This is a genomic window from Clostridium cavendishii DSM 21758 (assembly GCF_900141845.1).
Taxonomy (GTDB): Bacteria; Bacillota; Clostridia; order Clostridiales; family Clostridiaceae; genus Clostridium_AG; species Clostridium_AG cavendishii.
This window is the reverse complement of the sequence record NZ_FQZB01000032.1, coordinates 1-9,711: the sequence shown is the minus strand read 5'-3', so window position 1 is coordinate 9,711 and position 9,711 is coordinate 1. Positions and strand designations below refer to the sequence as shown.

Sequence of the window (9,711 nt, the reverse complement as noted above, 5' to 3'; positions counted from 1 at the left end):
TTTACTATGTTACCACCTTTTCACTTTCATGTCAACAATTTTTTTAATACTTTTCTAATGTTTTATCATTTTATTAATATTAAAATTTATTGAAGTGGCTTGTCCTAAAATTCTATGTTTTAGCGACGTGTTTTATAATATCATCTTTATAAATTTTATTTATTTACTTATTTAAAATTTGCTTTATTTATTTTAATTTTATAAAACTACACTTTATTTTTCTCTATTTTTCAGCATAGGATACACCAGGAAAAGTTTATTCCCCTTATAAATATATAATCCTTTTTTATATATTTTTTACAATTTAATTTTAAAAATCTTATATTTTGTACTTTATAATGTAATAATTATTTATTTTCCTAATAAATTTATATTAAGGGATTTCTCATTAATAATGAGTTCTTTGTTTGGTTCAGTATATCTCTACAAATTTTAGAAAATTACTAATTTTATAAATCCCCATTAACACTTTAGGATGTATTTTAATTTAATACTGTAAAACCATCTTTATAAAACTATGCTAATTATAATATTTTTAATATTCATCTACTATATACTATATTTTATTTGCTAAATTGAGCGGAAATAATCTCGTAATATTTTTTAGTATATTAAAAGACAATATTTAAAATAACTTCAGATGGTATATTAAGTATAAATATTACAGAATTAATTATTTATAATATATACGTTGCATTAAATAAAAAAATTACTCTTAATAAAAATAGCTCTACAAAGAGCAACTATTTAAATAGTTAAATAGTTATATACAGTAACCAAATATTGTATATATAATTTTAATTACAACATATATAATTAATTAAATACATCCTTAATAAATAAAAACCTAACACTAAGTAATATTAAGTAGTTGTTAGGTTTATAATTTTGAAAATAAATTATTATTCATTAGCTATGCTTTCTTGATCCTTAGATTTATTACACATTTTCCCTACTAAATCTATTATATTCCTACTTACAGTACTTACTGTTTCTATAGGCGTTTTAATAAACTTATATTTTGAAAGTTCAAAGATAGGTTCTAATAAATATATTGTATCCTCATATCCTTGCTGAATTCTTTTTGGTATACATTCCTGAGAAAAATTAAATGTTCCATTAATAACTGTACAGTCCATATCTTTTGGTATAATTTCTATTATTTTCGTATTAGGAAATTTTCTTCGTTCCAATGTCGGAAATTTATCCAAATATACCACAATTATTATATCACAGCCTTCTCCATATACCGGTTGTATAGGTACATTATCAACCATCCCACCATCTACATATTTTCTATTGTCTATTTCTTCACATTCATAAACCACAGGCATAGCTGATGTAGCCAATAAAATTTTTCTTATTTTATTTTCTTCATATTCATTTATTCTGAAATATCTTGCTTTTACAGTTGGAATTTCACTACAAGCTGCATAACACTTCACATTTGAATTTTTTACTTTTGGAAAGTCTATATATTTATCCATAACATCTATTAAACCTTGTCTAGATATATTCCCTTGTTCTAATGCCTTTGGAATATATTTTTTTACAAAATTTATGTTTTTAGCTCCCAAAGCTAATAATATCCCTTTCTTTAGTAAATCAATATTATTTGTAGGCAATACAGCCTCATTTGATATACTGTACCAAACTTTTTCTGCTAACTCTAAATCTCCTTGTATAAAAAGTACTGCATTTAATGCACCTATGGATGTTCCTGATACTACTTGTATATATTTATCTATTCCAAGTTCTTTCAATGCTTTCCAAACACCAATTTCATAAGCACCTCTTCCTCCTCCACCAGCTAAAACTAACCCAACTTTCATAATACCACCTCTTAATATACCTATATCCCATACTACACCATATTCATCTATTTCCTTTTTTGATATAGTTATTCTTTATTTGGTATTATAATCACAAATGTGTCTTTTTAATCTTTTCATTTTAATTATATGTATATTTATCTTTAATTTGAAAATACTAATTAATGTTATAGATAAGGAATTTATAACATCTCCAGTTTATTAAAATTCTTTATTTATAAATTAAGTCATGAGATATTGCCCTATCTCATGACTTCTTTTATTTTATCTTTCATAACCTATAGAATCCATTATTATCAATGCTGTATCCTCTATAGCTCTTTGTGTTACCTCAATAGTCTTACATCCAATTCTTCTTATTATTTTATCAGCAAACTCAAATTCTTCTAATATTCTAGCATCTGATGCATACTCTATTTCAGAGGATATCCTATGGAATTTATCTAACCTTTTTTTTCTTATCTCTATAAGTTGTAACGGATTTATAGTTAATCCAAATATTTTTTTTCTATCTATTTCATAAAGTTCATTAGGAACTCCAACCTCAGGAACTAGAGGTATATTTATAGCCTTTATACCTTTATTAGCTAAATACATACATAATGGAGTCTTTGATGTTCTCGATAATCCAATTAAAACCACATCAGCATTTTTTAACCCTCTATAATCTTTACTATCATCATATTGCATAGCAAATTCCATAGCTTCAATTCTCTTATAATATACTTCATCAGTATTCCACATAGCCCCTGGGTTATAATCTGGATGAACCCTTAATATACTAGAAGCTACATTAATTATTGGTCCTAATACATTTATTATGTTTATACTCTTTTCTATACACTTCTGGGTAAGATATTCTCTTACACTTACAGTTATTATAGTAGACACTAACATAGCACTTTCACATTCTTCTATGTTTTTCATTATATCTTCTACATCTTCTAACGTTTTTACATATGGTATTCTTCTAACCTCTACATTTTCTTTAAATTGACTGGCAGCTGCTACTGCAACCTGCTCTGCTGTTTCTCCTATTGAATCTGACACTGCAAAAATTGTTAACATTCTCTATACCCTCTTTCCTCTTCTGCAAATTATTATCTCTTTTGCTATTAACCATTAATCATATTTAATTTTAAAGCATTAAATATTCTATGACAATATTTTTCTGAAACTTCAAACTACTTTTGGGCAACTATTATTAAATGCTCTGTAGCATCTCTAAACTGTATATCTTCACATCTTTCAACTGCTAATTTTAAAAGATTTAAGTAAATGTTTCTATTCTCTATATAATGTCTAGTCACTACATCACCTAATCCACTTAAAAAGCTTTCAGCACCTGCATAACTTAATACTTTAAACTCACTACTTTCTACCTCGCTCAATGCTATATTAGGAGTTGCAAAATAGCTTTCAGTAAATCCTTCCTGAGCTGATAATTTAAGCTCCCCTAAATATTTATCTGCCTCATCTAGAGAATTGAATATATCAGGAAATTCAGAAACTCCAGCTTTTAAAACCCCAAATGAGTTTATATAAGAAATTAATATTACTCCATCTTTTTTAAGAAGTCTTTTGCATGTTATTAATATTTTTTTGCGTTCTTCTTTATTATGACTATGATACATAGGCCCCATTAACAAAATTGCATCATACTCTTCACAAATATTATTAGATAAATCTTTAATATCCATACATATATATTCTTCCGCATGTAATCCTAGGTCCTTTATTCTCTTCTCAGCAAGATTTAAACATTTGTCAGATACATCTAGCAAACTAACTTTATAGCCCCTTTTTAGTAATTCAATAGAATATCTACCAGGCCCAGCTCCAATATCAAGTACTCTACCATTCTCCGGGAAATATTTTTTTATCATATACAAAGTACTAAAAAATTCAATCCTAGCATAGGGATCTTCAAGTCTTTTCCACTCGCGTTCGCAATTTTGATCATAATATTCCTTTATAACATTTCTCATATAAAAAACTCCTTTAATACCATTAATACAGTTATGACATCTCATAAATTATATCCCTTTATTTTACAATAATCAAATTAATTTCTTTGTTTAAATTGATTAATATGGTAATATCTATTTATGTGTTAGTATATTAATTGGAGGTTATATATGAATAAGCAAAAAATTATAGCAATAGGCATTTTGCCTCTTATGTGGCTGTTATACTTTGGATTTGAACTTATATCAGGAAGGATTAATTCAACCTTTGATATCATTATGAATTTATTATTGACTTTATTTTTCGCTATTAGTGGAGCTTTTATTTACTACATTGGTACTAAATCAGCATCTGGCGCTAAGTCAAAAACTATGTTTAAATTGTTTATTGTATTAATGTTATTAGATCAAGGTTTAAAGCTAGTAATAAATACTTGGTATTTTAATAAGAATTTTTATATAATACCTAAATTTATTTCGTTTAGTCCAATTATAAACTCTCAAGGTTCATGGTTAAATGCACGCTTTAGTGCTGGTGTAAGTTTTACTGCACTTATAGTACTAAATATAATAGCAATTTTTCTATTTATAGAAGGTTATAGATATTACATTTTTAATAATCATAAAGATTTTTGGTCAGATATGTGCTTTATTTTTATAATTTCAGGCTGTCTATGTTCTCTAATAGATAAAATTTTTTATGGTGGAAGTTTAGATTTTATAGGAATTGGTTCATTATTTATAGCTGACTTTAAAGACATTTATATAAATCTTGCTATACTATTCTTTGTACTCACTATATCCTTCAATGGATACTTCAAAAATGACCAAGAAACATCTCTTAAAGATGACATTGAAAGTCTTACGAAATTCTTGAATTTCATAAAATGTGATATTACAAAAAAGGGAAAGTAATTAACTTTCCCTTTCTATAAATCACTATAACTTATAAGTTCTATATTATTGTCTTTTATATATTTTAACACTCTCTTGCTTGTTAATATACTCAGTTCTTTCTCTCTAACTTTATTATATGAACTTTTTTGTAATATTTCATTATCTACAATTGCTGGATGTACCATTATTTCAATACTACCTTTGAAATCTTTATTATTCTCTAGTAAATTTATTAACATTTCTTCTGATATATCTTCACCATAGAAATCTTTTATAAATTTATCCGTAGTTTTAACCCCAATTCTTTTAAGCAATTCCCTATGTTTATCAAATGGACATCTCATAGGAACATTGTATTCCTTAGCCAAATTTGCTACAATCTCAAATAACTCATCATTAAAGCCATATATATGATGATGACTATCTATATGATTTAAAGTCATTCCTGTCTTTAAAAACATATCAAGCTGTGCTCTTAATTCTTTTTCTATTTGTTTACAATCAATATTTTCAGGTGTTATTTCATTAAGTTTATAAAAACAACCTTCTTCATTTACAATTGTATTCATTTGCTCACATTGTGATACTGGTTTTCCAGCAGTCAATGTAAAATGGATTCCCATTTTAGAAATACCAACCCTTTTCGCAACTTCAATACTTTCAGTAAAATACTCCATATTTGCCATTGCTGTTGCATCAGTTATAACTCCAGTTTTAATTCCTTGAATTATTCCCTCTGAAACACCTTTTGTTAAAGCATAATCATCAGCATTAATAATTAATCTCATAAATTCTCCCCCACCTTATTCCCAATTTTGATTTTTATCTATCTCTTCACCTTCTGAGTTCTGATTTTTATTCTTAGAACTTTCATCTTCTTTAGTTTTAATTTGTTGCTTATTATCTACTTTATTATCTTTCTTATTTTCTGTAGCCTGATTGTACGTTTTATTCTCCGTAACTTGATTATATGTCTTATTTTCTATGACCTGCTTATTATTGTTTGTTATATTTTCTTTTGGAGGTTCTACAGTTAAAGCATTCCACCTCTCAATCCATGAATCTATATTAGAGTTAATCTCATCTTGATTTATAACTTTATTATTTAGATCCTTTATATTGTTTGGTGAATTATTTAATGCTACATTGTGAACTGGAATAATACCAAATTTATTTGCAAGCTCTAACTGCACCTTAGGTCCAGCAGAAAACTCTTCAAATAATTTTGCAGTATTAATATTTTTAGAATTTTTAAGTATTGCACAACCTTCAGCAATCATGATCATTTGTTTATCACTATTTAATATAGTTAATGGTGTATTATTTTTAATCTTTGCTTTATTTATTTTATCTATTTCTGCAAACCCTATCCCAGCCTCTTTAGCCTCTATGGAACTTATAAGTTTTGAATAATCAACATATTCTGGCTTTATGTTTGCCTTAATTGATGATAAAACTTTAAAGCCATCTTCCAACTTATCACTTTTATAATATGGATAAAGTATTGTTGCTACTAAAGCTCTTGTTGTATTTTCCTCAGGTTTTTCTATTGTTATAAGTCCTTTATATTTTGGATTACCTAATGATTGTACATCCGTTATTACTGGAAAATCTTTAAGTGACTCACTATTATAAAATAAACTTAATATACGCTTACTACATGAATACCAATATCCATCTTTATCCTTATCTTTGCCATCAATATCACTACACCAGCTTGGATAATTTTTTTCCAGTAACCCTTCACTCGATAACCTTTTGTATAAATTACTATCACCTCCTAAAATAAAATCAGCATTTGGAGCGCCTTTTTCTTTTTTTAAAGTGTTTTCTAAATCTTTACTTGTATTAAAAACCTTAAAATCTATATCTATACCTGCTTTAGCCTTAAATTCATCCTTTAAATACTTAAGTACTTGTTCATCATAAGTAGAATAAACCATAAGCTTATTTTCTGATATATCATTGTTTGAATAACTTTTATTATTTTCAAGTACTGTAACAAAAAACATAAGTACTAAAACTGATATTATTACCGTTATTATTTTTTTCAATATTGTCACTCCTATCTTCTGATATGCCCTAGTTTAATTTTACCACATATATTTCTAAATTATATATATTAACTTATTTTAATAATAAATTATCTTATATAATTTATTATTAAAATATTATATAAAAGTATTCATAATTAATTTAATCTCTAGATTAATACTAAATATTAACTTGATATAATATTATAATACAAGTAAAATATATTTTATAATTATAAAATTTTAGATTCGGTTTTTTAAGATTTTCATTAATCAACGGTATTTAAAATTAACTATCTTTTTCTAATTGCAAGGATTTTCTAAGCAAAAGGATATGCGTTATATTTTGTCAATAAGTAAAACTAAAATATCAGTTTTATATTATAATAGCGCCTTTAAGCTTAAGCGGCGCTATTTCTTATTTAGGAGGATTTTTATGGAAAATAGGGTTGGAGTTATAGCTATTGTAATTGAAAAATTATTAAGTGCACCAAATGTAAATTCTATACTTCACGAACATTCATCAATAATAATTGGTAGAATGGGCTTACCTTATAAAGAAAAGGATATCTCATTAATATCAATAATGGTTGACGGTACTACTGACGAGATAAGTGCTCTTACTGGTAAGCTAGGAAAGATTCCTTTTGTTAATGTTAAATCTGCAATTACTAAGAGATAATAATTAAATAATATTTAAAGGAGTTTTATGATAATATAATGTAGACCAAAATAGTTCATAATTAATGGCTAAAAAATTATTAAACCAATAATGTTTACTATAACTAATTAATTATTAATTTTTTGATTTAGTATACACATAATAAATCAAAAAATTATACATTCTCTTACATTTAACAATTTTAATAAAAACAACTTGTAAAGCAATTTAAGTGTAACCGGAATATAGTAACCATAATTTTGAGCTCTAAATTAATATAAATAAATATTAAAATATTATTTTTGATATAAAGGAGTGATTTTATGCTAGATACACCTAGAGCAAATAGATTGCATATATCCTTTTTTGGAAAAAGAAATGCAGGCAAATCAAGTCTAGTAAATACATTAACTAATCAATCTATATCACTTGTATCAGACACACCTGGTACTACAACAGACCCTGTTTTTAAATCTATGGAATTGCTCCCATTAGGTCCTGTAGTAATAATAGATACTGCTGGATTAGATGATGAAGGCTCTTTAGGAAAATTAAGAATCAAAAAGACTGAAGAAGTTATGGATAAAACTGATTTAGCTATACTTTTATTTACAGGAGAAACAACTAATTTTTCTAAGGAAAAACTATGGTATGATACATTAAGAGAGAAAAAAATTCCAGTTATAGGTGTTATAAATAAAATAGACACTTATCCCTTAGATGAAAATTCATTACGAAATGACTTTCCAATAGACTTTGTTAGAGTAAGTGCTACTAATAAGCATAATATTACTGAATTTAAACAAGCTATAATTAGAAATGCTCCAATAGACTTCGAAAATATTACCCTAGTAGGAGATATACTAAAGCCTAAAGCAAAGGTTATTTTAGTAGCACCACAAGATATTCAAGCCCCTAAGGGAAGATTAATTCTACCTCAAGTTCAGATTATTAGGGATCTTCTTGATAATGATGCTATGGCTCTAACCGTTAAGGATAGCGAACTACCTGATATTTTATCAATATTAAATGAAAAGCCAGATTTAGTAATAACGGATTCTCAAATCTTTAAAAAAGTAAATTCCATTATTCCATCTGATGTTCCATTAACATCTTTTTCAATATTAATGGCTAGATATAAGGGGAATCTAGATATGTTTGTAAAAGGAGCTAGAACAATTGATTCCTTAAAACCTGGTGACAAAATATTAATTGCAGAGGCATGTACTCATCATGCATTAAAAGGTGATATTGCAAGAGAGAAACTTCCTACTTGGTTAGAAGAAAAAGTTGGTGGTAATCTCAACTTTGTTAACTTAACCGGAGTAGATTTTCCTGAAAATCTTAATGATTTTAAACTTATAATTCATTGTGGTAGTTGTATGTTCACCAGAAAGCAACTTATGTCTAGACTGGTTAAATCTGAAGATTCAAATATTCCTATAACTAACTTTGGTACTGCTATAGCCCATATTAATGGTATTTTAGACAGAGTTACTTCTATGTTCCCTGAAATAAACAAATAAATAATTGAATTCGATTATTTTCATTATTATCTAAAAAAAGTACTTACTATATTAAATAGTAAGTACTTTTTTAATCAAATATGTAATAGTTGGTGGCTCACCGGGGAATCGAACCCCGGACACCATGATTAAAAGTCATGTGCTCTACCGACTGAGCTAGTGAACCATATAAACCTGGCAACCACTTACTCTCCCACACAGTCTCCCATGCAGTACCATCAGCCGTAATTTGCTTAACCTTCGTGTTCGGAATGGATACGGGTGTTACCAAATTACGCATCATTACCAGATATTAATCTTTTCAAAATCTTAATTTTGTCAAAAGACTTTACTCATTAGATTTAACTAAGGAGTCTTTTTTCTTAATATATCTATTTATCAATAAAAAAACTTCTCTACTCAAATTATAGAGAAGCTTTGGTGGCTCACCGGGGAATCGAACCCCGGACACCATGATTAAAAGTCATGTGCTCTACCGACTGAGCTAGTGAACCATACAAACCTGGCAACCACTTACTCTCCCACACAGTCTCCCGTGCAGTACCATCAGCCGTAATTTGCTTAACCGTCGTGTTCGGAATGGGTACGGGTGTTACCAAATTACGCATCATTACCAGATGCTATTTCACAGAAATCTTAGATTTCTTTTTGAAATAATACTCATTAGCCAAAGCTTTTGAGTTTCCTTTTTCAGAGTTTGTTCTCTGAAAATTGCATATATAAATCTTAGTTTTTGTTAATTACCTTTTATTTTGGTCAAGCCCTCGATCTATTAGTATGAGTCAGCTGAACATG

General features: G+C 27.4%; 8 protein-coding genes, 2 tRNA genes and 2 rRNA genes. 3 read left to right on the top strand and 9 right to left on the bottom strand.

Annotated features, from left to right (window positions below; genetic code table 11):
• Positions 1-902: 902 nt before the first annotated feature.
• The 3 genes from BUB01_RS22260 to BUB01_RS22250 all read right to left on the bottom strand — a co-directional run bounded on the left by BUB01_RS22260 (position 903) and on the right by BUB01_RS22250 (position 3,820).
• Entirely contained in the window at positions 903-1,832 is a 930-nt protein-coding gene (locus tag BUB01_RS22260; RefSeq protein ID WP_072993876.1) for a patatin-like phospholipase family protein, read from the bottom strand.
• A gap of 264 nt (positions 1,833-2,096) precedes the next feature.
• On the bottom strand, positions 2,097-2,900 hold the full coding sequence (locus BUB01_RS22255; protein WP_072993872.1) for a pyruvate, water dikinase regulatory protein: 804 nt from the start codon (positions 2,898-2,900) through the stop codon (positions 2,097-2,099).
• A 116-nt stretch (positions 2,901-3,016) separates the two neighbouring features.
• On the bottom strand, positions 3,017-3,820 hold the full coding sequence (locus tag BUB01_RS22250) for a class I SAM-dependent methyltransferase (RefSeq protein ID WP_072993869.1): 804 nt from the start codon (positions 3,818-3,820) through the stop codon (positions 3,017-3,019).
• A 150-nt stretch (positions 3,821-3,970) separates the two neighbouring features.
• Between BUB01_RS22250 and BUB01_RS22245 the strand changes: the two genes are divergently transcribed.
• Positions 3,971-4,714: a signal peptidase II gene (locus tag BUB01_RS22245; protein WP_072993865.1), complete on the top strand. Its 744-nt coding sequence runs from the start codon at positions 3,971-3,973 to the stop codon at positions 4,712-4,714.
• 14 nt (positions 4,715-4,728) lie between these two features.
• Here BUB01_RS22245 and chbG read toward each other — a convergent pair whose 3' ends face one another.
• Both chbG and BUB01_RS22235 read right to left on the bottom strand, forming a co-directional pair.
• Positions 4,729-5,484: a chitin disaccharide deacetylase gene (chbG, locus tag BUB01_RS22240; protein WP_072993862.1), complete on the bottom strand. Its 756-nt coding sequence runs from the start codon at positions 5,482-5,484 to the stop codon at positions 4,729-4,731.
• Positions 5,485-5,499: 15 nt separating this feature from the next.
• Positions 5,500-6,750, bottom strand: a complete 1,251-nt coding sequence (locus tag BUB01_RS22235) for an ABC transporter substrate-binding protein (RefSeq protein ID WP_072993859.1) — start codon at positions 6,748-6,750, stop codon at positions 5,500-5,502.
• Between the two features lie 415 nt (positions 6,751-7,165).
• Between BUB01_RS22235 and BUB01_RS22230 the strand changes: the two genes are divergently transcribed.
• Both BUB01_RS22230 and hydF read left to right on the top strand, forming a co-directional pair.
• On the top strand, positions 7,166-7,411 hold the full coding sequence (locus BUB01_RS22230) for a TM1266 family iron-only hydrogenase system putative regulator (protein WP_072993856.1): 246 nt from the start codon (positions 7,166-7,168) through the stop codon (positions 7,409-7,411).
• Between the two features lie 302 nt (positions 7,412-7,713).
• Positions 7,714-8,916, top strand: a complete 1,203-nt coding sequence (hydF, locus tag BUB01_RS22225; RefSeq protein ID WP_072993853.1) for a [FeFe] hydrogenase H-cluster maturation GTPase HydF — start codon at positions 7,714-7,716, stop codon at positions 8,914-8,916.
• 90 nt (positions 8,917-9,006) lie between these two features.
• On the opposite strand, the gene BUB01_RS22220 is transcribed toward hydF, so the two are convergent.
• From BUB01_RS22220 to rrf (BUB01_RS22205), 4 genes are all read right to left on the bottom strand, one after another.
• Positions 9,007-9,082 (bottom strand) — tRNA-Lys (locus BUB01_RS22220).
• Positions 9,083-9,088: 6 nt separating this feature from the next.
• Positions 9,089-9,206: ribosomal RNA gene (gene rrf, locus BUB01_RS22215) — 5S ribosomal RNA — on the bottom strand.
• Positions 9,207-9,334: 128 nt separating this feature from the next.
• Positions 9,335-9,410, bottom strand: a tRNA-Lys gene (locus BUB01_RS22210).
• A 6-nt stretch (positions 9,411-9,416) separates the two neighbouring features.
• Positions 9,417-9,534 (bottom strand): 5S ribosomal RNA (rrf, locus tag BUB01_RS22205).
• Positions 9,535-9,711 lie beyond the last annotated feature (177 nt).

Coding starts and splice junctions, on each gene's coding strand:
- hydF (WP_072993853.1), top strand. CDS start 7,714: ATGCTAGATACACCTAGAGCAAATAGATTGCATATATCCTTTTTTGGA.
- BUB01_RS22245 (WP_072993865.1), top strand. CDS start 3,971: ATGAATAAGCAAAAAATTATAGCAATAGGCATTTTGCCTCTTATGTGG.
- BUB01_RS22260 (WP_072993876.1), bottom strand. CDS start 1,832: ATGAAAGTTGGGTTAGTTTTAGCTGGTGGAGGAGGAAGAGGTGCTTAT.
- BUB01_RS22230 (WP_072993856.1), top strand. CDS start 7,166: ATGGAAAATAGGGTTGGAGTTATAGCTATTGTAATTGAAAAATTATTA.
- BUB01_RS22255 (WP_072993872.1), bottom strand. CDS start 2,900: ATGTTAACAATTTTTGCAGTGTCAGATTCAATAGGAGAAACAGCAGAG.
- BUB01_RS22250 (WP_072993869.1), bottom strand. CDS start 3,820: ATGAGAAATGTTATAAAGGAATATTATGATCAAAATTGCGAACGCGAG.
- chbG (WP_072993862.1), bottom strand. CDS start 5,484: ATGAGATTAATTATTAATGCTGATGATTATGCTTTAACAAAAGGTGTT.